The organism is Microbacterium sp. nov. GSS16, assembly GCF_028198145.1.
Lineage (GTDB): Bacteria > Actinomycetota > Actinomycetes > Actinomycetales > Microbacteriaceae > Microbacterium.
Window position 1 is genome coordinate 1,128,292 of sequence record NZ_CP116338.1, and the last position, 24,168, is coordinate 1,152,459.

Annotated in this window: 19 protein-coding genes; 18 read left to right on the forward strand and 1 reads right to left on the reverse strand. The window is 68.1% G+C overall.

Features of this window, described 5'->3' with window-relative positions:
* Nucleotides 1-99 precede the first annotated feature (99 nt).
* From PGB26_RS05235 to PGB26_RS05275, 9 genes are all read left to right on the forward strand, one after another.
* A complete protein-coding gene (locus PGB26_RS05235) occupies nt 100-1,392 on the forward strand; it encodes an ABC transporter substrate-binding protein (protein WP_271639284.1) in 1,293 nt (430 codons plus the stop codon).
* Complete coding sequence (locus PGB26_RS05240; RefSeq protein ID WP_271639285.1) at nt 1,389-2,348, forward strand: carbohydrate ABC transporter permease; 960 nt, start codon at nt 1,389-1,391, stop codon at nt 2,346-2,348. Before PGB26_RS05235 ends, PGB26_RS05240 begins: the two co-directional genes overlap by 4 nt.
* Nucleotides 2,349-2,356: 8 nt before the next feature.
* On the forward strand, nt 2,357-3,280 hold the full coding sequence (locus tag PGB26_RS05245) for a carbohydrate ABC transporter permease (protein ID WP_271639286.1): 924 nt from the start codon (nt 2,357-2,359) through the stop codon (nt 3,278-3,280).
* The gene (locus PGB26_RS05250; protein ID WP_271639287.1) at nt 3,277-4,626 is read left to right on the forward strand and encodes a sulfatase family protein; all 1,350 of its coding nucleotides are present in this window, start codon (nt 3,277-3,279) and stop codon (nt 4,624-4,626) included. The genes PGB26_RS05245 and PGB26_RS05250 overlap by 4 nt, the downstream gene beginning before the upstream one ends.
* A 71-nt stretch (nt 4,627-4,697) precedes the next feature.
* The gene (locus PGB26_RS05255; protein WP_271639288.1) at nt 4,698-5,057 is read left to right on the forward strand and encodes a VOC family protein; all 360 of its coding nucleotides are present in this window, start codon (nt 4,698-4,700) and stop codon (nt 5,055-5,057) included.
* 167 nt (nt 5,058-5,224) lie between these two features.
* Nucleotides 5,225-5,884, forward strand: coding sequence for a GntR family transcriptional regulator (locus PGB26_RS05260; RefSeq protein WP_271639289.1), 660 nt, complete (start codon nt 5,225-5,227; stop codon nt 5,882-5,884).
* Nucleotides 5,881-7,407, forward strand: a complete 1,527-nt coding sequence (locus PGB26_RS05265) for an MmgE/PrpD family protein (protein WP_271639290.1) — start codon at nt 5,881-5,883, stop codon at nt 7,405-7,407. The genes PGB26_RS05260 and PGB26_RS05265 overlap by 4 nt, the downstream gene beginning before the upstream one ends.
* Entirely contained in the window at nt 7,407-8,315 is a 909-nt protein-coding gene (gene prpB / locus PGB26_RS05270; RefSeq protein WP_271639291.1) for a methylisocitrate lyase, read from the forward strand. Before PGB26_RS05265 ends, prpB begins: the two co-directional genes overlap by 1 nt.
* Nucleotides 8,316-8,351: 36 nt before the next feature.
* Complete coding sequence (locus PGB26_RS05275) at nt 8,352-9,542, forward strand: bifunctional 2-methylcitrate synthase/citrate synthase (RefSeq protein WP_271639292.1); 1,191 nt, start codon at nt 8,352-8,354, stop codon at nt 9,540-9,542.
* 165 nt (nt 9,543-9,707) lie between these two features.
* Here the strand turns inward: PGB26_RS05275 and PGB26_RS05280 are convergent, their stop codons facing one another.
* The gene (locus tag PGB26_RS05280; RefSeq protein WP_271639293.1) at nt 9,708-10,526 is read right to left on the reverse strand and encodes an aldo/keto reductase; all 819 of its coding nucleotides are present in this window, start codon (nt 10,524-10,526) and stop codon (nt 9,708-9,710) included.
* A gap of 192 nt (nt 10,527-10,718) precedes the next feature.
* On the opposite strand from PGB26_RS05280, the gene PGB26_RS05285 reads away from it, so the two are divergent.
* The 9 genes from PGB26_RS05285 to PGB26_RS05325 all read left to right on the forward strand — a co-directional run bounded on the left by PGB26_RS05285 (nt 10,719) and on the right by PGB26_RS05325 (nt 24,160).
* Complete coding sequence (locus PGB26_RS05285) at nt 10,719-12,200, forward strand: MFS transporter (RefSeq protein WP_271639294.1); 1,482 nt, start codon at nt 10,719-10,721, stop codon at nt 12,198-12,200.
* A 20-nt stretch (nt 12,201-12,220) separates the two neighbouring features.
* Nucleotides 12,221-13,480: an FAD-binding protein gene (locus tag PGB26_RS05290; RefSeq protein ID WP_271639295.1), complete on the forward strand. Its 1,260-nt coding sequence runs from the start codon at nt 12,221-12,223 to the stop codon at nt 13,478-13,480.
* A gap of 308 nt (nt 13,481-13,788) precedes the next feature.
* The gene (locus PGB26_RS05295) at nt 13,789-16,482 is read left to right on the forward strand and encodes a family 43 glycosylhydrolase (protein ID WP_271639296.1); all 2,694 of its coding nucleotides are present in this window, start codon (nt 13,789-13,791) and stop codon (nt 16,480-16,482) included.
* Nucleotides 16,483-16,638: 156 nt separating this feature from the next.
* Nucleotides 16,639-17,658 (forward strand): LacI family DNA-binding transcriptional regulator, encoded by a 1,020-nt coding sequence (locus PGB26_RS05300; RefSeq protein WP_271639297.1) that lies wholly within the window; start codon nt 16,639-16,641, stop codon nt 17,656-17,658.
* Nucleotides 17,655-19,196: a sugar ABC transporter ATP-binding protein gene (locus PGB26_RS05305; RefSeq protein WP_271639298.1), complete on the forward strand. Its 1,542-nt coding sequence runs from the start codon at nt 17,655-17,657 to the stop codon at nt 19,194-19,196. The genes PGB26_RS05300 and PGB26_RS05305 overlap by 4 nt, the downstream gene beginning before the upstream one ends.
* A gap of 195 nt (nt 19,197-19,391) precedes the next feature.
* Complete coding sequence (locus PGB26_RS05310) at nt 19,392-20,387, forward strand: substrate-binding domain-containing protein (RefSeq protein WP_271639299.1); 996 nt, start codon at nt 19,392-19,394, stop codon at nt 20,385-20,387.
* Between the two features lie 64 nt (nt 20,388-20,451).
* A complete protein-coding gene (locus PGB26_RS05315; protein WP_271639300.1) occupies nt 20,452-22,059 on the forward strand; it encodes a sugar ABC transporter ATP-binding protein in 1,608 nt (535 codons plus the stop codon).
* The gene (locus tag PGB26_RS05320; protein WP_271639301.1) at nt 22,056-23,126 is read left to right on the forward strand and encodes an ABC transporter permease; all 1,071 of its coding nucleotides are present in this window, start codon (nt 22,056-22,058) and stop codon (nt 23,124-23,126) included. Before PGB26_RS05315 ends, PGB26_RS05320 begins: the two co-directional genes overlap by 4 nt.
* Nucleotides 23,123-24,160, forward strand: a complete 1,038-nt coding sequence (locus PGB26_RS05325; protein WP_271639302.1) for an ABC transporter permease — start codon at nt 23,123-23,125, stop codon at nt 24,158-24,160. Before PGB26_RS05320 ends, PGB26_RS05325 begins: the two co-directional genes overlap by 4 nt.
* The last annotated feature ends 8 nt before the right edge of the window (nt 24,161-24,168 follow it).

Below are 24,168 nucleotides of genomic sequence, written 5' to 3' on the forward strand. Positions count from 1 at the left end.
GATCACGGATATCGGAATACTCCTTGAATGCTCTTCTATCGAGGGGCGAAAGTCGACCCACGCAGGCGACGATGCCGCGCACAGACGAAAGGAAATCCGATGGCGAAGATCCGAAAGGTCTCAGCACTTGCCCTCATCGGCGCGGTCGCGCTCACCGCCGCCGGATGCTCGTCCGCATCAGGCGGCGGGTCCAGCGACTCCGGAGAGTTCACCTACTGGGCGATGTGGAAAGAGGGCGAGGCGCAGCAGAAGGTCGTCGCCCAGGCCATCGCCGACTTCGAGAAGGAGACCGGCATCGAGGTGAACGTCCAGTGGCAGGGGCGCGACAATCTCAAGAAGACCGTCCCCACTCTCAACACGAACAAGGTCCCCGACCTCGTCGACGGCTCGTTCGCGAAGACCGCGCCCGTGCTGGCTGAGACCGGACAGGCGAAGCCGCTCACCGAGGCGTATGCCGCAGAGGTCGACGGCGAGAAGGTGTCGTCGCTGATCCCCGAGGCGTACCTCGAAGACGACGTGCTCACCGTCGAGGGCGAGGATGCGCCGTGGATGCTGCCCTACTCGCTCACCAGTGACGCGATCTGGTTCAACAAGGCGGCGCATCCCGAGCTCGCCGAGAACGCGCCCGAGACCTGGGACGACTTCCTCAAGACCATGGATGAGATGAAGGCCGCGGGCGAGACGCCGATCGCCATCGACGGCGACGTCGCCGGCTACAACGCCTATTGGTACACCTCGGCGATGGTCGGACTCGCCGGGCCCGGCTCGCTTCGCAAGATGGCCGCCGACAAGACCGGCGAGGCATGGGACGACCCGGAGGCGCTCGAGGCCGCGCAGATGATCGAGGAGCTCGTCGAGGGCGACTACTTCATCGACGGATACAACGCCAGCAAGTGGCCCGCGCAGCAGCAGGTCTGGGCGGACGACAAGGCCGTGATGCTCTTCAACGGCACGTGGATCCCCACCGAGACCGGCCCGTACGCCGCCGACGGCTTCGAGTACTCGTCGTTCCCGTTCCCGTCGCTGGGAGACACCGCGCGGGCCGACTTCGTCGGATTCTCCGTGCCGGCTCGCGCGAAGAACTCCGAGAACGCGCAGAAGTTCGCGGCGTTCTTCCTGAACAAGAAGTACCAGGACGCCCTCGGCACCGACGCCAAGATCATCCCGATCAGGTCCGACGCGGCTGTCAGCGAGGAGATGTCGACCGTCAAGGATGCTCTGGACGCTGCGGACTCGTACTACATGCAGAACGACGGCATCAGTTTCCCCGGCTACACCGAGAAGCTGCTGTGGCCCGCGCTGAGCGACCTCGTGCTGGGCAAGACCGACGCGAAGACGTTCGTCGAGACGATGAAGACCGGACAGGTCGACTATTGGAAGCAGAACTCGTGACCGACGTCGCTCTGGCGCCCGCCGCCCCCCTCCCCGCCGCCCCTCGCGGGCGGCGGGGAGGGGGCAGCACGATCGACCAGGCCCGCCGCCGCCTGTTCGTGCCGTTCGTCGGCCCCGCGTTCGTGCTGTACACGATCCTTTTCGTGGTGCCCTCGGTGTACGCGATCTGGATCAGCTTCAACAAGTGGGCCGGTGCCGGCCCCATGGAGTTCGTCGGCCTCGGCAACTACGTCCGGCTGTTCAACGACAAGCTCTTCGTGCGATCGTTCGGCAACACGCTGCTGCTGCTGTTCGTCGTCGGGCTGGCGATCTTCGTGATCGCCTTCGCCCTCACGCTCGTGCTGCGCGATATGACGGGCAAGAAGATCGCGCGGTCGGTGATCTTCTTCCCGCATCTGGTCAACGCGATGATCTTCGGCGTCCTCGCCGGATTCATCTTCAACCCGGGCGGCCTGGTCAACACGCTGCTCGGCGCCTTCGGCGTGACCGATCCGCCCGCCTGGCTCTCTCAGGACAACCTGTTCCCCCTGATCATGGTGATGATGACGTGGATCACCACGGGCTACTTCACCACGATCCTCATGGCCGGCGTCGACCGCATCCCGCCGTACTACTACGAGGACTGCGCCCTCGCCGGCGCGAACGCCTGGCAGCGGCTGCGCCACGTCATCCTGCCCCTGACCTGGGACGTGTTCGGCACGTGCGCCGTGCTGTGGACGATCTCGTCGGTCAAGATCTTCGAGATCATCTGGATCTTCGGCGGATCGACCGGTGCGGGCATGCCGCCGACGCAGACCTGGACCACTGCGGTGTACACCTACGTCACCGCCTTCTCCGGCGAATCCGTGCCCGCCTACGGCGCGGCATCCGCCTCGGCCGTGCTCTCGCTTGCGCTCGTGTCGGTGCTGGTGCTGCTGCTGCGCCGCGTCATGAAGCGCGAAGCGATCGAGTTCTAGGAGACATCGTGACTGCGACCCTCACCGAAGACACCACCCGCACCATCGTGGTGCCCCCCGAGCGCCGTCGTCCGCGCCGCCGGACCCGCGCCGCCATCGGCAACGACCGCAGCGTGATCCGTGCGATCGGGATCGTGCTGCTGTGGGCCTTCGTCGTGCTCAACGTCGCGTGGATGGTGTGGATGGTCATCCAGGCTTTCCGCGACACCCGCTCGATTCTCGCCGACCCGTGGGGGCTGCCCACCTCGCTCGACCCGGTGAACTTCGTCACCGCCTGGACGGTCGGCGACTTCGCGACGGCGACGATGAACAGCGTCGTGACCACGCTGGTCTCGTCGTTCCTGACCGTCGCACTCGCGGCCCCCGCGGCGTACTACCTGAGCCGCGTCGAGAACCGGCTCACCAACTCGCTGACGATGTACTTCGTGCTCGGGCTCGGCATCCCCGCCCAGGTGATCGTCATCCCGCTGTTCGTCATGCTGAACGAGGTCTACCTCACCGACAGTCTCATCGGGCTCAACCTCGTGTACATCGGCGTCTCGATGCCGTTCACCGTCTTCCTGCTCACGGCGTTCTTCCGGTCCCTGCCGCTGGAGATGGAGGAGGCCGCGGCGCTCGACGGCACCACAGCCTTCGGCACCTTCTGGCGCATCACGCTGCCGCTGGCCAAGGGCGGCATCCTCACCGCGTTCGTGCTGCAGGTCATCTCGCATTGGAACGAGACCCTCCTCGCTCTCACGCTGCTGCAGTCCACCGAGAAGTACACGCTGCCCGTGGCGTTGATCTCGTTCATCCAGCAGCAGACCTACTCCGGCGCCGACTGGGGCGGGCTGTTCGCAGGACTGTGCATCGTCGTGCTGCCGATGCTGGCGATCTATCTGTGGCTGGGTCGCCGGCTCACCGAGGGTCTCACCCTCGGCATGGGCAAATGACTTCGGTGGCGGCGCGGCCGAACCTGCTCGTGGTGATGGCCGACCAGCTCGGCGCGCACGTCATCGACCGCGATGAGGGATGGGTCGACACTCCGCACCTCGATCGGCTGCGCCGGTCGGGGGCGGAGTTCACCCGGGCCACCGTTACCTTCCCGCTGTGCGTGCCCTCGCGGGCGTCGCTGCTGACCGGACGGATGCCGCACGAACTCGGCGTCGGCGGCAACCGGCAGGGTTCGGCGGTGGCGGAGCCGGGGGCGCGCCCCGACAGCATGGGGCACCTGCTCACGGCCGCCGGGTACGACTGCGCGTATGCGGGCAAGTGGCATGCGATCTCGCCCAGCGCGCCGCCGGATGCGGGGTTCGAGGTGCTGCATCCCTTCGGCGATCGCGGTCTCGCCGACGCGGCTGTGCAGTGGCTGCGCAGCCGCGGGGAGGCCTCACGACCCTTCCTGCTGTTCGCCTCGTTCGACGATCCGCACAGCATCTGCGAGTACGCGCGGCGCCAGCCGATGCCTTACGGCGACGTCGATCCCGGTGCGGCACGGGACGCCCCGCCGCTGCCGGCGAACTTCGAGCCAGCCCCGTTCGAGGCCGAGGCGGTGCGCTTCGAGAAGGGCGCCGCCCAGCAGACCTACGGCACAGCCGAGTACACACCCGAGGAGTGGCGGCAGTACCGCGCCGCCTACCGACGGCTCGTCGAGCGCACGGATGCCCAGCTGGGGCGGATCCTCGAGGCGCTCGACGAGTCGGGTCTCACGGACTCGACCCTGGTGGTGTTCACGAGCGATCACGGCGACGGCGACGGCGCGCACCGGTGGAATCAGAAGACGGCGCTGTTCGAGGAGTGCGTGCGAGTGCCGCTGATCGTGTCAGGGCCCGGCGTGGCGCCCGGGCTGCGGACCGATCCGGTATCGGCCGGACTCGACGTGCTGCCCACCCTGCTCGAGGCCGCCGGAGCGCCTGAGCCCGCAGGGCGGCTCGGCCGCCCGCTGCCCCTCGTGGACGATGCGGATGGGGCATCCGATCGCGTCGTCGGAGTCGAGACCCGCTTCGAGCGCGCCGACCCGCCCCTCACCCGTGGCCGCGCGGTCTATCGAGGCCGGTACAAGTACGTGGTCTACAGCTGGGGCAGGAACCGGGAGCAGCTGCACGACGTGGTCGCCGATCCGGGCGAGCGCCGCAACCTCGCCGTCGAGTCGGCGTTCGACGCAGTGCGGGAGGACATGCGGGCGAGTCTGCTGCAGTGGTGCATCGACACCGATGACCACGAGTTCCTCAAACTGGTCCCGCTGCCGGCGGATGCCACGGAGGGCACGCAGGAGCGGATCTTCGCCGTGCCCTACTGACCCGCCGTGCCCTTGCGTGCTCGGCGGAGCAGGCGCACAATGACCGCGTCAGGCGAAGAGAGGACGAGACGATGGCACACGGTGACATCACGCACATCGACATCCCGGTGAGCGACATGGCGAGTGCGAGCGGGTTCTACAGCAGGCTGTTCGGCTGGAACATCGCCGAGCTGCCCGGTTTCGAGGGGTACCCGATGTGGCAGGCCCCGAACGGGATCTCGGGCGGCGGACTCGCACCGCGCGACGAGGGCTTCACCCAACCTCGGTCGTACGTCGAGGTCGACTCGATCGATGAGACGATCGCCGCGGCGAAGGAGGCCGGCGGCAGCGTGCTGATGGAGAAGATGCCCATCACCGACACCAGCGCGTGGGCGGTGATCAGCGACCTCGACGGCAACAGCATCGGTCTGTACGAGGGCACCGTCGGCTGACCCGGCTGCGGCCGGCCGGGGGCGTGGCCGACGTCGGTGCACTGATCGCGCGCACGGCCCTTGCGTCCGTGCGCGCGCCGGTCGACGAACAGATGAGTGTGTATGCAAAAACGCAGTGACAATCTGGATGCACTCTTCTGTGACCCCTTTGTGTATACACTGACGCAATGAGCACCGTCGTCGATCGCAGCCGCGCAAGCCACCGCGCCTACGAGACGCTGCTTGAAGAGATCCAGTCGGGCGCTCTCGCCGCCGACGCCGTGCTCGGCGAGGTCGAACAGGCCGCGCGGCTCGGCGTCAGCCGCACGCCGCTGCGTGAGGCCTTGCGCCGCCTCGCCGCCGAAGGTCTGGTCGTTCAGCAGTCGCCGCGCGTCACGGTCGTCGCGGCGCTCGACGCCGACGACATCCGTGCGCTGTTCGAGATCCGCCGGGCTCTCGAAGAGACCTCCGCCCGCCTCGCCTCGCAACGGGGTGACGCCGGCGCCTTCGCCGCTCTGGCCGACGCGTTCGAGCACGTCGATCTGGCGCGCGATGAGGGACGGGATGCCTATTACGCCCTCATCGCACGGCTCGACGCCGAACTCGACGCGGCCGTCGCCAACGACTACCTCACCTCCGCCCTGCGCACCGTCCGTGCCCACCTGGTGCGCGTCAGGCGCATGGCGCGCGACAAGCCGGAGCGGCTCGCAGCCTCAGCGCGCGAGCACCTGCTGATCGCCCGCTCCCTGGCTTCCCGCGACGCCGACCTCGCCGCGCACGCCACCCACATCCATCTCCACAACGCTCTCGAGAGCATCCTGCAGTCCCTCAGGGAAGGAACCCCATGACCGTCACCCACCACGTCCGCGTCTACCGCTCCGAAGAGGAGCTGCCGCGCGAAGAGCAGCTCGCCTGGAAGATCGCCCAGGTCGCCGTCGACCCCGTCGAGGTCGAACCCGAGGTCGTCGACATGATCATCAACCGCGTCATCGACAACGCGGCGGTCGCCGCGGCATCGCTCACCCGCGCGCCCATCAATGCGGCCCGTGCACAGGCGTTCAGCCACCCCGTCTCGACCGGCGGCCGGGGCGCCACCGTGTTCGGCTGCCCGCTCGACCAGCGCACCAGCCCCGAGTGGGCGGCGTGGGCGAACGGCGTCGCCGTGCGCGAGCTCGACTATCACGACACATTCCTCGCGGCCGAGTACTCCCACCCCGGTGACAACATCCCGCCCATCGTCGCGGTCGCGCAGCACGTCGGATCCGACGGGCACGCCCTGGTGCGCGCCCTCGCCACCGGCTACGAGATCCAGGTCGACCTCGTGAAGGCGATCTCGCTGCACAAGCACAAGATCGACCACGTCGCGCACCTCGGCCCGTCGGCCGCCGCCGGCATCGGCACGCTGCTCGGGCTCGACGCCGAGACCATCTACCAGGCGATCGGGCAGGCGCTGCACACCACCACCGCGACCCGTCAGAGCCGCAAGGGCGAGATCTCGACCTGGAAGGCGCACGCCCCCGCGTTCGCCGGGAAGATGGCCGTCGAGGCGGTCGACCGGGCCATGCGCGGCCAGACCTCGCCGTCGCCGATCTACGAAGGCGAAGACGGCGTGATCGCCTGGATGCTCGACGGCAAGGACGCCTCGTACGAGGTGCCGCTGCCAGCCCAGGGCGAGCCCAAGCGAGCGATCCTGGACACCTACACGAAGGAGCATTCCGCCGAGTATCAGGCCCAGGCGATCATCGACCTCGCTCGTCGACTCGGCACCGACAACACGGCCCTGCGCGACCCGGCGAACATCGAGTCGATCGTGCTGCACACCAGCCACCACACCCACAACGTGATCGGCTCGGGGGCGAACGACCCGCAGAAATACGACCCCACAGCCTCGCGTGAGACGCTCGACCACTCGGTGCCGTACATCTTCGCCGTCGCACTGCAGGACGGCACCTGGCACCACGTCGACTCGTACACCCCCGAGCGTGCTCAGCGCCCCGACACCGTCGAGCTGTGGCAGAAGATCACCACGCTCGAGGACCCGGAGTGGACCCGCCGCTATCACTCCACCGACATCACCGAGAAGGCGTTCGGGGGCCGGGTCGAGATCACGCTGAAGGACGGCACGAAGATCGTCGAAGAGATCGCGGTCGCCGACGCGCACCCGCTCGGTGCCCGTCCGTTCGCACGCGAGAACTACATCCGCAAGTTCCGCGTGCTCGCCCAGCCCGTGCTCGACGCCGCAGAGATCGATCGGTTCCTCGAGCTCGTCCAGCGCCTGCCCGAGCTCACGGCCGACGAGGTGCAGGAGCTCTCGATCGTCGCGAAGAAGGGCGTCCTGGCATCCGCCGACGCCCCGAAGGGCCTGTTCTGATGCTGTACGCCACCACGCCGGCGCACGAGAAGCGCCGCGCTTTCCGCGCCCGCCTCGCGAGCGGCGAGCTGCTGCGCTTCCCCGGCGCGTTCAACCCGCTCAGCGCCCGGCTCATCGAGCAGAAGGGCTTCGAGGGCGTCTATGTCTCGGGTGCCGTGCTGTCGGCCGACCTCGGCCTGCCCGACATCGGCCTGACCACGCTCACCGAGGTCGCCGGACGCGGTCAGCAGATCGCCCGCATGACCGATCTGCCCGCGATCATCGACGCCGACACCGGGTTCGGTGAGCCGATGAACGTCGCCCGCACGATTCAGACACTGGAGGATGCCGGTCTCGCCGGCGCCCACATCGAAGACCAGATCAACCCCAAGCGCTGCGGTCATCTCGATGGGAAGGCGGTGGTCGACTCGGATACGGCGGTCAAGCGCATCCGGGCCGCCGTCGACGCGCGCCGCGACGAGAACTTCCTCATCATGGCGCGCACCGACATCGCCGCCGTCGACGGGCTCGAGGCGGCGAAGGATCGGGCCAGGGCGCTCGTTGATGCCGGCGCCGACGCGATCTTCCCCGAGGCGATGCGGTCGCTCGAGGAGTTCGCCGCGATCCGGGATGCCGTCGACGTGCCGATCCTCGCGAACATGACCGAGTTCGGAAAGTCCGACCTGTTCTCGGTGGATCAGCTGCAGGGCGTCGGCGTGAACATCGTGATCTGGCCGGTGTCGCTGCTGCGGATCGCCATGGGTGCCGCCGGGCGCGCGCTCGATACCCTGAACGCCGAGGGGCATCTGACCTCGAAGCTCGGCGAGATGCAGCACCGCGCCGATCTCTATGATCTGATCGACTACGAGTCGTACAACCACTTCGACTCCGGAGTGTTCAACTTCACCATCGACCACCCCGGTCGTTGAGCAGGCGAAGCGCGCCGAAACGCAAAGGAGCACAGCATGACTGATGCAGAGATCAGGAAGGGCCTCGCAGGGGTCGTCGCCGATGTGACGTCGATCAGCAAGGTCAACCCCGAGACCAACAGCCTGCTCTACCGCGGCTACCCCGTGCAGGAGCTCGCGGCGACGCAGTCGTTCGAGGCGGTCGCGTACCTGCTGTGGCACGGTGAGCTGCCGACCGACGAGCAGCTCGCCGAGTTCCGCACGACCGAGCGGGCGCACCGCGCCCTGTCGCCCGAGGTCAAGGCCGCCATCGATGCGCTGCCGCTCGATTCGCACCCGATGGACGAGGTGCGCACCGCCGTCAGTGTGATCGGCGCCTTCGAGACCGCGGGCAGCGGCAACGTGCTCGATGCGGTCGGCACCCCCGAGCAGAACCTGCAGCGCAGCCTTCAGCTGTTCGCGGTGCTGCCGGCCGTCGTCTCGTACGGTCAGCGCCGCCGCCGCGGCCAAGAGCTGCTCGAGTCGCGCGACGACCTCGACTACGCCGCGAACTTCCTCTGGCTGACGTTCGGCGAAGAGCCGCACGAGGCGGTCGTCGACGCATTCAACCGCTCGATGATCCTGTACGCCGAGCACTCGTTCAACGCATCCACCTTCACCGCGCGGGTGATCACGTCGACGCTCAGCGACATGTACTCGGCGGTCGTCGGAGCCATCGGCGCGCTCAAGGGCCCGCTGCACGGCGGAGCCAACGAGGCCGTCATGCACATCTTCGACGAGATCGGCTCGGCCGACCGCGTCGAGGAATGGCTCGACGCGGCGCTCGCCGAGAAGCGCAAGATCATGGGGTTCGGCCACCGGGTGTACAAGCGCGGCGACTCGCGTGTGCCGACGATGAAGGCCGCGCTCGACACCCTCGTCGAGCACTACGACCGGCCCGACGTCGCAGAGCTGTACGAGAAGCTCGAGAACGAGTTCGTCGAGCGCAAGGGCATCTACCCGAACCTCGACTATCCCTCGGGCCCCGCGTACAACCTCATCGGCTACGACACGCTGACGTTCACCCCGCTGTTCATCGCCGCGCGCATCGTCGGCTGGACGGCGCACATCCTCGAGCAGCAGGCCTCGAACGCGCTGATCCGCCCGCTGTCGGCGTACAACGGCCTCGACGAGCGGCACATCGAGGCATATGTGCCCGACACCGCCGCGATCGACGTGCAGGAGCGTCCGGAGGAAGCCGCCGGCTGACGGCATCCGCCTCGCCTCTTCCTGCGAGAAACCAGATCGGGCATGAGAAGCCACGTGCGAACGTGGTTCTCATGCCCGTTGTGGTTTCTCAGCGAAGCCGATCGCCGCGCTCAGACGTGGTCGCGCCAGGAATGCTGCGGCCGGTCTCGCGCTGCGCGCCCCAGCCTATTGCCGGTCGCGCGGGTGGGTGCCGGTGCGCACGCCGGACTCGAGACCGGCGATGGTCGCCATGTCGCGGTCGTCGAGCTCGAAGTCGTCGAGATCGAGGTTCTGGCGCAGGCGCGCAGGATGGATCGACTTCACGACGGCGGCCCCGCCGAGCTGCAGATGCCAGCGCAGCACCACCTGCGCCACCGAGACCGAGTGCTTCGCCGCGATGGTCAACAGGGTCGGGTCATCGAGCAGCCGCCCGCGGCCGAGCGGACTCCACGCCTGCGTGACGATGCCGAGCTCGGCGTGCAGAGCACGCAGTTCGTGCTGCGGCAGCCACGGATGCGACTCGACCTGGTTCAGCGCCGGTGCGACGCCGGTCTCGTCGATGAGGCGTCGCAGGTCTTCGGGCTCGAAGTTGGCGACGCCGATCGTGCGCACCCGCCCCGCCCGCTGCAGCGCGATCAATGTGCGCCACACGTCGACGAAGGTGCCTCGCGTCGACCGCGGCCAGTGGATCATGTAGAGATCGAGTGGGCCGATGTCGAGATCGCGTTCGGAGTCTGCGAAGTCGGCGAGCGCCTGCTCGCCGCTCTGCACGGGGTCGCCCCAGAACTTCGAAGCGACGAGCAGGTCTTCGCGTCGCCCGGATGAGCGGATGGCGTCACCCAGTTCGCGCTCATTGCCGTAGAAGCGGGCGCCGTCCACAAGCCGGTAGCCTGCGTCGATGCCGGCGAGCGTCACCTCGGCCGTCTGCTCGATGGGCACCTTGTAGAGACCGAGCCCGAGCGCCGGCAGCCGGCTTCCGTCGTTGAGAGCGAGCATTCCTGGCATGCCGACATCCTGACACGGTGCCGGTGCCGGTGCCGGTGCCGGTGCCGGTGCCGGTGCCGATGCCGATGCCGGTGCCGGTGACGCAGCGTTAGCGTGTTCGTGCCCTCCCGGTCAACCGTGTCCGGCCCCTGCATCCGCCGGAGTAGAAACGGATGCCCGGGGGCTTCTCGTCCCCACGAGAAGGGGAGCGACATGTCTGCATCCGGAGCACAGGTCAAAGAGGTGCGGTCGCTGGTTCCTGCGCGGATGGATCGGCTTCCGTGGTCGCGTTTCCACTGGATGATCATCGTCGGGCTCGGCTTTTCGTGGATCCTCGACGGCCTCGAAGTGCAGATCGTGGCGGCGAACGGCTACGCGAAGACGCTGGGGATGGGGCCGGCCGAAGTGGGACTCGCGGGCACCTGCTATCTGCTGGGCCAGGTCTTCGGAGCGCTCGTCTTCGGCAGGCTGGCCGATCGACTGGGACGCAAGAAGCTGTTCCTCCTCTCCCTCGCCGTGTACCTGGTCGGCTCAGCGGTGGCCGGCCTCGCGTTCGCGCCATGGTTCTTCTACATCTGGCGGTTCGTCGCGGGAGCGGGCATCGGCGGCGAGTACGCGGCCATCAACTCCGCCATCGACGAGATCATCCCCGCCAAATACCGGGGCCGGGTCGATATCGCCATCAACGGAACCTATTGGGGCGGTGCCGCTCTCGGCGCCGTCGCGAACATGTTCTTCCTGAACACCGACATCCTGCCCGCCGACCTCGGCTGGCGGCTCAGCTTCTTCCTCGGACCGGTGCTGGGCGTGCTGATCATCTGGCTGCGCCGACACATCCCCGAGAGCCCGCGGTGGCAGATGACGCACGGGCGGGAAGAAGACGCCGAGCGCAATGTCGACGAGATCGAGGAGCGTGTGCGCCGCGAGGGCAAGACCGTGGACCCGGTCGATGAGGGCAAGGCGATCACCGTCAAGGAGTACGGCAGCGTGCCCTTCCTCGTGATCATGAAGGTGTTGTTCAAGAAGTACCCCCGCCGCACGCTGGTCGGCATCACGATGATGATCACGCAGTCGTTCCTCTACAACGCGATCTTCTTCACCTACGCGCTGGTGCTGGAGAACTTCTACGACACGCCCCCGGCATCCGCGGGTCAGTACTTCATCATCTTCGCCATCGGAAACCTGACCGGCGCGCTCGTGCTGGGGCACTTCTTCGACACCTGGGGACGACGGCGGATGCTGTTCGGCACCTACGTGCTGGCCGGCCTGATCCTGCTGGTGAGCGCGTTCATGTTCAACGCGGGCGCGTTGAACGCGGCGACGCACACGGCGTTCTGGTGCGCCTCGTTCTTCTTCGCCTCGGCGGGGGCGTCGGCGGCGTACCTCACTGTGAGCGAGATCTTCCCGCTCGAGCTGCGCAGCCAGGTGATCTCGTACGTCTTCTCGATCGGTCAACTCGTCGGCGCCATCGCACCCGTGCTGTACGGCTCGCTGATCGGGGCAAGTGCCGAGTCAGGCGACCGGGGGCCGCTGTTCTGGGGATACGTGCTCGGTTCGGGCGTGATGATCTTCGGGGGAGTGATCTGCGGGGTCTTCGGCATCAGCGCCGCCGGCAAATCGCTCGAGGACGTCACGGATCCGCTCTCGCTGGTGGCGCCGGCCGAAGACGGCGTCACGCCCGAGGGCGCGAGCTGACGGCGTGGAATCATGGCGGCATGAGCAGCGAGCGCAACTGGGCAGGCAATCTCGTCTACGGGGCGGCTCGTCTCGTGCATCCCGAATCCCTCGAGGAGGCGCGCGAGGCGATCGTGTCCAGCGAGCGGGTGCGGATGCTGGGCACCAGGCACTCGTTCAACGACATCGCCGACACCGACGGCGCGCTCATCGCGCTCGATCGCATGCCGCGGGCGATCGAGATCAGCGCCGCGCGTGATTCGGTGCGCGTCAGCAGCGCGCTGCGCTACGGCGATATCGCGCCCGCGCTCGAGGCGGCCGGCCTCGCCCTCCCCAACCTCGCCTCGCTGCCGCACATCTCGGTCGCCGGAGCCGTGGCCACCGGCACTCACGGCTCCGGCGACCGGATCGGCTCGCTGGCAACCGCGGTGCGGGCGCTCACGCTGCTCACCGCATCCGGCGAGACCCGCGAGCTGCGCCGCGGCGACCCCCGATTCGACGGGGCAGTGGTCTCGCTCGGTGCGCTCGGCGCCGTGATCGAACTCACGCTCGACGTCGAGCCCACGTACGCCGTCGCGCAGCACGTCTACGAGGCGCCGCGCTGGGACGCGATCCTCGCCGACCTCGACACGGTCACGGGCGCCGGCACAAGCGTGAGCATCTTCTCGACCTGGCAACGCACCGACGCCGCCGATCAGCTGTGGATCAAGCAGCGACAGCGTGACGATCGCGCCGATGAGCGCGCTGCCGTCGTCGCTCTACTTGGTGCGCTACCCGCCGCTGGGAAGCGCCATCCGATCCTGGGCGCTGATCCGCAGGCCTGCAGCGAGCAGGGCGGGGTTCCGGGCCCGTGGTTCGAGCGTCTGCCGCACTTCCGTCTCGCCTTCACCCCCTCGGCCGGCCTCGAGCTGCAGAGCGCGTACCTCGTGCCGCGCCGCGACGCCGTGGCGGCGATCGAGGCGGTTCGCGGGCTCGCTTCGCGCATCGCTCCGCTGCTGCTCGTGAACGAGATCCGCACGGTGCGAGCCGACGACCTGTGGCTGAGTTCGTCGTACGGGGCGGATGCCGTCGCCCTGCACTTCACGTGGCGGCCCGACGAGCCGGCGGTACGGGCCCTGTTGCCCGAGATCGAGGCGGCGCTGCCGGATTCGACCCGACCGCACTGGGGCAAGATCTCGACCCTGGATGCCGGCGAGGTGCGCGCGAGGTACCCCCGCTGGGGCGACTTCGCCGCGCTCGCCGCGTCGTTCGACCCGGAGCGCCGCTTCGTGAACCGGCGCCTGGAGATGCTCGGGCTCTGACGGGCGTTTCGCTTCACCGTCCCGCGAGGATCAGCTCTTGTGTTCCCCGTAATGATACCGGTAACATCCGAATCAGCTGGCCCCAACGCCGTGGCATCTGTCGTATCTCGAGGAGGAGACACCCCACCCCACCGAACCCGGTGGCACGGCTTCAGCTGATCGCGACTCCGGTCGCCGGCCCGACCGGGCCGATCCTCCCCACCTGCCGCTTCCGGCGCGCACGCGGCACTCGCTCGTGCCGCTGCTCGAGTGCGCCCGCGCTTCGTCGCGCTCGGAGACGGCCGATGCACTAGAAGGAGTTCGTACACGTGAAAACACACGACAACCCTGCGCGCCGTCGGCGCCGATCAGCCCGGCGCTTGGCCGCGGCGATCGGAGTCACCGCGCTGGTCGCCTCATCGGCGACCGTCGTCGGCCAGGCCGCGTTCGCGGCGCCGATCGCGGTGCCGACCGCAGCAGTCGCCGAGCCGCCGGCCGTGCCGGGCAACCTGCTGCCCGACGGGCGGTTCGCCGGCAGCCTGGCCGGGTGGACGAACACCCGCGGCGGCGAGCTCGCGCTGACAACCGACGCTGCCAGCGGGTCGCACGCCCTCGCGGCGACGAAGCGGGAGAACACCCAGTCCGGCCCCTTCGCCGACGTCTCGGGCAAGCTCGAGGCCGGCGCGACCTACCGGATGAGCGGCAAGCTGAAGTACATTGAAGGTGCGGCGACGCAGCGCTTCAACTTCACCTTCTGCCCGTCGAACTTCAACGGCTGCGCCGACTACGGGCACACCTTCACCAAGGGGGAGTGGGCATCGTTCTCGCAGGAGTTCACTGCTGAGGCGAAGCACGCCGACGCGAACTGGTTCTTCATCGAGACGCCGTGGGGTTCGAACGCCCTGCAGGACTTCGCCGTCGACGAGATCTCGTTGATCAAGATCGCCGACGCTCCCGAGCAGCCGGCCTTCCAGGCGCTCGAGGACGTGCAGACGAAGCCGATCGGCGACCACAACCCGCTCGTCGGCCACAAGTTCGGCGCCGACCCGCACCACCTCGTGTACAACGGTCGGCTCTACATCTACTCCACCGACGACACGCAGCAGTACGAGGCGAACAGCAAGGACGCCAACGGCCTGCCCACGCAGTCGAACGGCTACGGTGCCATCACGCGTCTCAACGTCATGTCGACCAGCGACATGGTGAACTGGGTCGATCACGGTGCGATCCCGATCGCTCGCGAGGGCGGCGCCGCTCCGTGGGCGCGCAACTCGTGGGCTCCCGCCGCGATCGAGAAGGACGGCAAGGTCTACCTGTACTTCTGCGACAGCGGCACCGGGACTGCCGTCGTCGTCGGAGGCTCGCCTCTCGGGCCGTGGACCGACCCGCTCGGCAAGAAGATCATCCCCGACACGGTCGACCGCGACTACATCGCCTCGGGCGGTTTCCCCGCGGGCATGTGGCTGTTCGACCCCGAGATCTTCATCGACGACGACGGTCAGGCCTACCTCTACTTCGGCGGCAACTCGCAGATCGGTACTGCGCCGAACGTGCAGGGCCCGCAGAACCCCAAGTCGACCCGAGTCGTGAAGCTGAAGGACGACCTGGTGACCCTCGACGGCGACCCGGTCGAGATCGATGCTCCCGGCATGTTCGAGGCATCCAGCATGTTCAAGCGCGGTGACAAGTACTACTACTCCTACTCGTCCAACTTCCAGGTGAAGGAAGAGGCAGGCAAGTACCCGAAGACCGGTGCGATCGCATACATGATGACGGGCGATCCGATGGATCTCACGGCCTCGAAGTACGCGGGTGAAGCCTTCCTGAACCAGGCGACCTTCTTCGGAGCGGGCAACGGCGGCAACAACCACTCCGACATGTTCACCTACAAGGGCGAAACGTATTTCACGTACCACGCACAGACGCGCGGAGCCGCCTGGGCCGCAGCGTTCGGCAGCCCCGGCGCCACGCAGGGCTACCGCTCAGTGCACATCGACAAGCTGGAGTTCAACGCCGACGGCACCATCAAGCCGGTCGTGGGAACGCGCGCCGGAGTCGAGCAGGTCGAGGCGTTCGACCCGTATCGCACATTCGAGGCGGAGACCCTGGCGTGGCAGCTGGGCATCACCACCGCGAAGACGGAGGCGGCATCCATCGAGTTCCCTGAGCACAACGGAGGAGGCAACCTCGTCGTGGCGTCGATCGACGACGGCGACTTCACCGGAATCTCGGGGGTCGACTTCGGAGTCGGCGCGAAGACCGTGTCGACGCGGGTGAAGCCGCTCTCCGGGGGCAGCAGCATTCAGGTCCGCCTGGATCAGCCCGACGGTCCCGTCGTGGCCACTCTGCCCGTGGACGGCGCGGTCGGCGAGTGGGCCACCGTGCAGGCCGACGTCGATGGCGCAACCGGAGAGCACGACGTGTTCTTCGTGTTCGCCGGAGCCGAGGGTGCGGAGGCCGGTGCCGACCTCATGGAGGTCGACAACTGGGCGTTCACCGGTTCGCAGGACTCGGGCCCCGGTGAGCAGCAGCTCGCAGCGAAGCTGTCGGTCGACCAGGTCGCGGCCGGCGGGTCGGTGACCGTCACCGCCTCGGGTGTCGAGGCCGACGAGGTCGAGATCGGCATCGAGAGCACCTATCGCAAGCTCGCCACGGCACAGGTCGAGCGGGGCGCCCTCTCGGCTACTGTCGTGATCCCCGCCGACATCGAACCGGGTGCGCACGAGATCGTGCTGCGGGCCGACGGCGGCGAGCTGACTCGCCTGCCGCTCACGGTGACGGCCGCTGCCGCGCCTGGCGGCGACCAGGGTGACGGCGGTGCCGGCTCCGGTGGTGCGAACTCCGGTGGTTCCAGCGCCGGCGGCTCGGCGGCAGCCGATCCTGGCGGTGCCCTGGCCACGACAGGTGCAGACGGATCGGGCAGCGCCTTCGCCGCAGCGATCGCCGCACTGCTGCTGGCTGCCGGCTCCGGTCTGTGGATGCTGCGCCGCCGCCAGCCGGAGGTGAGCGAGCCCACGGCCTGATCCTCGACCGCGCGTCGAGTTGCCGACACATCGGCCCGGTCGTGCCCCCGAGAAGGGGCGCGACCGGGCCGATCGTGCGTCTGCGGGCCGGCGTCCATTGCGAGGGCAGCGCTGTGCTCGGTAACATCTCGGAAGGCAAGCCGACGGAGGAGACGCATGGCCAACGTCGGCTCCGACAAACCGAACATCAGGCAGGTCGCGTCGATCGCCGGTGTCTCGCACATGACCGTCTCGCGGGTGCTCAACGACTATCCGAACATCAAGCCCGAGACCCGTCGCCGCGTGCTCGAAGCGATCGAAGAGCTCGACTACCGGCCGAACCTGGTCGCCCGTGCGCTGGCCACGCAGCGCAGCCAGCGCATCGGGGTGATTGTCGAGAGTCCCGTGGCGCATGGCCCCACCAGCATCCTGCGCGCGGTCGAACTCGCGGCGCGCCAGGCGGGGTACTCGGTCACGCCCATAGCCCTGTACGAGGGCGACGCGATGACACCCCATGACGCGGTCGACAGCCTGACCACCCAGGGCGTCGACGCCATCTGCGTCGTCGCGCCGAGGTCGTCGTCGGTGGCGGCGCTGCGGCGGGTCACGATGAGCGTGCCCATGCTCGTGGTCAAGGCCGACCCCGACCCGACCTTCCTGACGGTCTCGATCGACCAGCATGCCGGAACCACGCTCGTCGTCGACCACCTCGTCTCCCTCGGCCACCGCGACATCCTGCACATCTCGGGTCCCCTCGACTGGCTCGACGCCAGGGCGCGAGAACGTGCCTTCCACACCAGGGCGAAGTCATGGGGCATCCGGGAGCGGCCGATCGTCGTCGGCGACTGGAGCGCCGACTTCGCCTACGACTTCGCGATGGGACTGCAGCGCCTGCCGGAGGCGACCGCCATCTTCGCCGCCAACGATGACACCGCGATCGGGCTCATCCACGGGCTGCACGATCGAGGATTCGACGTGCCCGGCGACATCAGCGTCGTCGGGTTCGACGATGTGCCGCTCGCACGGCACTTCCTTCCTCCGCTGACGACCGTGCGGCAGGACTTCCAGGCCCTGGGCGGTGCCGTCGTCGAGATGCTGCGCGCGGCGATCGAGCAGCGCGAGCTGCCGCCCTTCACCCGCATCCCGACCGAGCTCGTGGTGCGGGACTCGACCGCCAAGCCGCGGGAGTCGCGATGAGCGGCCCAGCCGCCGCTCCCGTGATCGAGTTGCGAGGGATCACGGTCGAGCTGCCGGGGGTGCGGGCGCTGGATGCGGTCGACTTCCGTCTCTTCCCCGGCGAGGTGCACGCGGTGATGGGCGAGAACGGTGCGGGCAAGTCGACCCTCATCGGTGTGATCACCGGCACTCGCCGTCCCACGTCGGGCATGGTCGTCGTCGACGGTGAGGAGCGGTCGTTCACGGGCGTCGGGGACAGCAGGGCGGCCGGCATCGCGACCGTGTTCCAGGACATGCAGCTCAGTCCCAACCTGACCGTCACCGAGGCGGTCATGCTCGGACGCGAGCGCCGCGGCCGGTTCGGCATCGATTGGCGGCGCAACAGGGCGGATGCCGCCCAGGCCCTGGCCCGGCTCGGCGTCGACGACCTCGATCCGCGCACCCCGCTCGCATTCCTCTCGCCCGCCCAGAAGCAGCTCGTCGCACTCGCGCGCTCGGTGGTCGACGAGCCGCGTGTGCTCGTGCTCGATGAGCCGACCTCGAGTCTCGAGAGTTCCGAGGTGGCGGCGCTCATGCGAGTGATCCGCGGATTGCGCAATCGGGGCGTCGCGATCCTGTTCGTGTCGCACTTCCTCGAGCAGGCCTTCGCGATCAGCGACCGCATGACCGTGCTGCGCGGTGGCCGGAAGGTGGCCGAGACTCCGACCCGAGAGCTCGAACGCGCCGAGGTCATCTCGCAGATGCTCGGGAAGGACATCGAGGGCCTGCGCGCGCTGGGCTCCGAGCGCAAGGCGCACCACTACGTCTCGGAGGGGGAGCCGGCCCTCCGCGCCGACGCCCTCGGGCGTCGAGGCGAGCTCCGCCCGACGGACATCGAGGTGCATCGCGGTGAGATCGTCGGGTTCGCCGGCCTTCGCGGCGCCGGGCGCACCGAGCTCGGAGCGCTGATGTCGGGCGCACTGCGCTCGGACTCGGGGGAGCTGTGGGTCGACGGCGAGCGGGTGCGGCTGAACAGCCCGTCGACGGCGCTGCGCCGTCGCGTCGCCGCATCGAGCGAGAGCCGCCGCACGGACGGGATCGTGGCGGGACTCACCGCTCGAGAGAACATGCTGCTCTCGCTGCAGGCGCTGCGCGGCTGGACCCGGCCCATCCCGCAGCCCGAGCAGAGAGTGCTGCTGGACATCTACGTCGAGGTGCTGAACCTCAGCGCGGCTGATCTCGCGCGCCCGGTCGAGCAGCTCTCCGGAGGGGCGCAGCAGAAGGTGCTGCTCGCACGCGCGCTGGCCGTCCGCCCGCACGTGCTCATCCTCGACGAGCCGACGCGAGGCATCGACATCGCCGCGAAGCTGCAGATCCAGCGAAGCATCAGCACGCTGGCGGGGCAGGGCGTGGCCGTGGTCTTCATCTCGTCGGAACTGCAGGAGGTCGTTCGGCTCAGTGACAGGATCGTCGTGCTGAAGGACCGCGAGAAGATCGGCGAGCTCAGCAACGGGCCCGGAGTCACCGTCGACACGATCGTGGAGATGATCGCCGCGGAATCCGGCGACACCGTCGACTGAGACGTCACCCTTCACGGGTGCGCGAGGCCGGAGGAGGTTCCCGGCCGTCGACGAGTCCCGAACGTTATGCAACGTGCTTGTGCCGGATGAAATGTTCCCGGTAACATCCACACAGGACGCTCCGCATCCTGCAATCACCCGTGGGCCTCACGGCCCGCCCCCGGGCAGCGGCCCGGTCTCTCAAGGAGGAGAACTATGTCTGCAAAGAAGCACATCCGCGCGGTACTCGGCTTCGCGGCCGTCGGCGCGCTCGCGCTCGGCCTGACCGCCTGCGGCGGCGACAAGACATCATCCGACGCAGGTTCGTCGGGCGACCTGGTCTCCGTCGGCTTCGTCGCTGTCGGCCCCGAGGGCGGCTGGCGCCAGGCAAACGAGCAGAACATCAAGGACACGTTCACCGAGGAGGCCGGCTACAAGCTCAGCTACGCACCCGCCGCGAACCTCGACCAGAAGTCGCAGATCGACAGCTTCACCGCATTCGTCGACCAGGGCGTCGACGTCATCCTGCTCTCGGCCACTGAGGCCACGGGCTGGGAGGACTCCCTCAAGCTGGCGCAGGAGGCTGAGATCCCGGTCATCCTGCTCGACCGCGGCATCGAGCCCGAAGACGACAGCGTCTACGTCACCCGCATCGCCCCCGACAACGTCGAGGTCGCGAAGGAGGTCGGCGAGTGGGCTGCCTCGGCCTTCCCCGACGGCGGCAACTACGTCGTGCTCGAGGGTCCGGCCGGGGTCGGCGTCGTCAACGAGCGCAACGAGGGCTTCGAAGCGGGCCTCGGCGACTCCACGCTGAACAAGGTCGACGCGCAGACCGCCAACTGGTCGACCGAAGAGGGCAAGAGCGTGCTCGAGACGATGCTCAAGGCTAACAACAACGACATCCAGTTCGTGTTCGCTCAGAACGACGAGATGGGTCTCGGCGCGGCTCAGGCTGCCGAGGAAGCCGGCCTGGTCGTGGGCGAAGACATCAAGATCGCCACGATCGACGGGACCAAGAACGCGATCCAGGCGCTCGCCGACGGCAAGCTCAGCTACGTGCACGAGTACAACCCCCTCTTCGGCGAAACCGCTCTGGAGGTCGTGCAGAAGGCGCTCGACGGTGAGGACGTCGACTCGTACATCATCGTTCCCAGCGAGGCGTTCGACTCGGCAGATGCGGCCAAGGCCGTGCTCGCCGACCGCAAGTACTGATCGGAAGGCCGGGTGGCGCGGAGCGCGCCACCCGGCTTCCGTCATCACAGACTGAGAGACAGCGATGACCGAAGAACTGCCCATCGTGCAGATGCGCGGGATATCGATCGAGTTCCCGGGCGTGAAGGCCCTGGACGACGTCGAGTTCCGACTCTTCCCCGGCGAGGTGCACGCCCTCATGGGCGAGAATGGCGCCGGCAAGTCCACCCTCATCAAAGCGCTCACGGGCGTCTACCGGATCGACTCCGGCTCGATCGTGGTCGCAGGCCAGGAGCGGCAGTTCAGCGGCACCGGCGACGCGCAGAGCGCAGGCATCTCGACGGTCTACCAGGAGGTGAACCTGGCGCCGAATCTCAGCATCGGCGAGAACGTCATGCTGGGCCACGAGATCCGCGGTCCGTTGGGTGTCGACTGGCGCGCCACGCACCGAGCCGCCACCGAAGCGCTCGGGCGGCTCGGCCTCTCGCACCTCGACACCCACAAGCCCCTCTCCACGCTCTCGATCGCCGTGCAGCAGCTCGTCGCGATCAGCCGTGCGATGGCCGTCAAGGCCAAGGTGCTCATCCTCGATGAGCCGACCTCCAGCCTCGACGCGGCCGAGGTCGAGGGTCTGTTCACGGTCATGCGCACGCTGCGCGATCAGGGCGTCGCCATCCTCTTCGTGTCGCACTTCCTCGACCAGATCTACGCCATCAGCGACCGGCTCACCGTGCTGCGTAACGGACGGTACGAGGGCGAGTACCTGACTCGCGACCTGAACCGCCACGCGCTGATCTCGAAGATGATCGGCAAGGATCTCGACGCGCTCACCTCGCTGGGCGGGAACCGGCGCACCGAGCCGCGCGATCCCGATGAGGAGCCGCTGCTCTCGGCATCCGGAATCGCTCGCCGCGGCTCCGTCGAGTCGACCGATCTCGACATCCGCCCCGGCGAAGTGGTCGGCTTCGCCGGCCTGCTCGGCTCGGGACGCACCGAGCTGGCCCGCCTGCTCTACGGTGCCGATCGTGTCGACGAGGGCGCGATCCGGCTGCATGGCCGGGACGTCGATCTGCGCTCGCCCGCCGACGGGCTCGCCGGGCGGATCGCATTCTCGACCGAGAACCGGCGCGACGAGGGCATCATCGGCGATCTGACCGTGCGCGAGAACATCATCCTCGCCGTGCAGGCCGAACGCGGCTGGGCACGGCCGCTGCCGCGTAAGGAGCAGGATGCCATCGTCGAGAAGTACATCGCCGAGCTGAACGTGCGCCCCGCCGACCCGAACCGGATGATCAAGAACCTCTCCGGCGGTAACCAGCAGAAGGTGCTGCTCGGGCGGTGGCTGGCCACCAAGCCCGAGCTGCTCATCCTCGACGAGCCCACTCGCGGGATCGACGTGGGTGCGAAGGCGGAGATCCAGGAAGCCGTCGCCGCGCTCGCCGAGGACGGCGTGGCTGTCGTGTTCGTCTCATCGGAGCTGGAGGAGGTCGTCCGCCTCTCCGAGCGGATCGTGGTGCTCAAGGATCACGAGAAGATCGGTGAGATCCAGAACGGCCCAGAGGTCAACGCCCAGCAGATCGTCGACGTGATCGCCGCGCACGGAACGGATGCCGCGGCTGCCACACTCGACGAGGCCGAGGGTGCCGTGCCCGATACCATCCCCGCATCGACCGCAGAGGAGGGGGCGCGATGAAGAACGCGACCACCGTCTGGCGAGACCTGATCCACAAGCCGTTCTTCTGGGGCATCATCGCGATCGTCGCGCTGCTGCTGCTGAATGTGCTGAAGGACCCCGGCTACCTCGCCCTTTCCGTCAATCCGAACAACGGTCACCTCGTCGGCAACGTCATCGACATCCTGCGCCAGGCGGCACCGATCATGATGATCGCGATCGGCATGTCACTCGTGATCGCGACGGCGGGCATCGACCTGTCGGTCGGCTCGCTCATGGCGGTCGCCGGAGCCGTGTCGATGGAGTTCCTGCGCAGCACGGACGGCACCTCCGCGGGCTCCGCGCTCGCCGCGGTCGGCCTATCGCTGGCGGTCACAGCGCTGCTCGGCGCCGTCAACGGCGTGCTGGTCGCGTACGTGGGGCTGCAGCCCTTCATCGCCACCCTCGTGCTGATGCTCGCCGGGCGCGGCATCGCGAAGGTGATCACCGGCGGGCAGAACACCGCAGCCGGCAACGACGCCTACCGGTGGATCGCGAACGGCTACGTCATCGGCATCCCCGTCGTCTTCCTGCTCGCACTGGCGATCGTGATCGCGGTCGCCTGGGTCGTGCGCCGCAGCGCGCTCGGCCTGATGATCGAGGCAATCGGCATCAACCCCAGGGCGAGCCGCATGGCCGGCATCAAGCCGAAGGGCCTGCTGCTGACCGCGTACATCCTCAGCGGTGTGCTCGCCGGCATCGCCGGAGTGATGTCGGTGGGCAGCGTGATGACCGTCGACATCTCCCGCACCGGCTATCAGCTCGAACTCGACGCGATCCTCGCCGTCGTCATCGGCGGGGCATCCCTGATGGGCGGGAAGTTCTCCCTCTCCGGAGCGTTCGTCGGGGCTCTGCTGATCGCGACCCTCGACAAGACGGTGCTCTTCCTCGGGGTCTCGTCGTCGGCGACCCCCGCGTTCAAGGCGACGGTGATCATCGTCATCTGCCTGCTGCAGTCCGAGCGCGTGCGCGCATGGTTCCGGCGCCGTCGCGCGTCGGAACCCACCCCGCGCGTACAGACGAACGAGATGAAGGAGGTGGCGGCATGACCACCATGACCGCGACACCCGCAGCTCCCGCACGCGCGAGCCTCGCCACGCGCGTCGGCCGCACGATCACCGCGAATCCGTCGATCCTGCCGACGATCGCCTCGGTCGTCATCTTCATCGCGATGGTCGTCTATGGCGAGATCGCGTACGGGCGCATCGTGCAGGCGAGCACCCTGTCGAACCTGCTCATCAACAACGCGCACCTGATCGTGTTGGCCGTCGCGCTCACGTTCGTCATCCTGACCGGCGGCATCGACCTGTCGGTCGGATCGATCATCGCGTTCTCGTCGGTCGCCGGCGTCATGCTCGCCGGTGCGGGGTGGCCGCCGCTGCTCGTCGTGGTCGCGATGATCGCCATGGGATCCGCATTCGGGCTGTGCTCGGGGCTGCTCATCCGGTACTTCAACGTGCAGCCGTTCATCGCCACGCTCGCGATGATGTTCCTCGGACGCGGCCTGGCGTCGCTGCTGAGCACGAAGCCGCAGCGTCTCGCCGAGGACTCGCCCATCCGCTGGATCGGCGAGAAGATCAAGGTGATCGACGGGCCGAAGGTCAACGACCTCACCGTCACACCCGCCGTGATCGTCGCGATCGTCGTGGTCGCGGCCGCGTTCTTCGTGCTGCATCGCACGCGAACCGGTCGCACGGTGTACGCCATCGGCGGGTCCGAGAGCTCTGCCCTGCTGATGGGCCTGCCCGTGCACCGCAGCAAGGTGCTGGTGTACGTCATCAGCGGCACGCTCGCCGGCGTCGCGGCCGTGCTCTACACGGCGCGCCTCGGCACAGCCCAGAACATCACCGGCATCGGATGGGAGCTCGACGCGATCGCCGCGGCGGTCATCGGCGGCACCGTGCTCACCGGCGCCTACGGCTATGTGCTCGGCTCGGTGGTCGGCGCGCTCGTGCTGGGACTCATGACCGTGCTGATCACCCGTGACGGCGGTATCCCGCCCGAGATGACCACGATCATCACCGGAGGGATCCTGCTCGTCTTCGTGCTGCTGCAGCGTGCGGTGATCCGCAAGAAGGAGTAGCGGGGGAA

Bases quoted from the DNA above. Each gene is read 5' to 3' on its own strand.
- PGB26_RS05235 (WP_271639284.1), top strand. From the start codon at position 100: ATGGCGAAGATCCGAAAGGTCTCAGCACTTGCCCTCATCGGCGCGGTC.
- PGB26_RS05250 (WP_271639287.1), top strand. From the start codon at position 3,277: ATGACTTCGGTGGCGGCGCGGCCGAACCTGCTCGTGGTGATGGCCGAC.
- PGB26_RS05255 (WP_271639288.1), top strand. From the start codon at position 4,698: ATGGCACACGGTGACATCACGCACATCGACATCCCGGTGAGCGACATG.
- PGB26_RS05260 (WP_271639289.1), top strand. From the start codon at position 5,225: ATGAGCACCGTCGTCGATCGCAGCCGCGCAAGCCACCGCGCCTACGAG.
- PGB26_RS05265 (WP_271639290.1), top strand. From the start codon at position 5,881: ATGACCGTCACCCACCACGTCCGCGTCTACCGCTCCGAAGAGGAGCTG.
- prpB (WP_271639291.1), top strand. From the start codon at position 7,407: ATGCTGTACGCCACCACGCCGGCGCACGAGAAGCGCCGCGCTTTCCGC.
- PGB26_RS05275 (WP_271639292.1), top strand. From the start codon at position 8,352: ATGACTGATGCAGAGATCAGGAAGGGCCTCGCAGGGGTCGTCGCCGAT.
- PGB26_RS05280 (WP_271639293.1), bottom strand. From the start codon at position 10,526: ATGCCAGGAATGCTCGCTCTCAACGACGGAAGCCGGCTGCCGGCGCTC.
- PGB26_RS05285 (WP_271639294.1), top strand. From the start codon at position 10,719: ATGTCTGCATCCGGAGCACAGGTCAAAGAGGTGCGGTCGCTGGTTCCT.
- PGB26_RS05290 (WP_271639295.1), top strand. From the start codon at position 12,221: ATGAGCAGCGAGCGCAACTGGGCAGGCAATCTCGTCTACGGGGCGGCT.
- PGB26_RS05300 (WP_271639297.1), top strand. From the start codon at position 16,639: ATGGCCAACGTCGGCTCCGACAAACCGAACATCAGGCAGGTCGCGTCG.
- PGB26_RS05305 (WP_271639298.1), top strand. From the start codon at position 17,655: ATGAGCGGCCCAGCCGCCGCTCCCGTGATCGAGTTGCGAGGGATCACG.
- PGB26_RS05310 (WP_271639299.1), top strand. From the start codon at position 19,392: ATGTCTGCAAAGAAGCACATCCGCGCGGTACTCGGCTTCGCGGCCGTC.
- PGB26_RS05315 (WP_271639300.1), top strand. From the start codon at position 20,452: ATGACCGAAGAACTGCCCATCGTGCAGATGCGCGGGATATCGATCGAG.
- PGB26_RS05320 (WP_271639301.1), top strand. From the start codon at position 22,056: ATGAAGAACGCGACCACCGTCTGGCGAGACCTGATCCACAAGCCGTTC.
- PGB26_RS05325 (WP_271639302.1), top strand. From the start codon at position 23,123: ATGACCACCATGACCGCGACACCCGCAGCTCCCGCACGCGCGAGCCTC.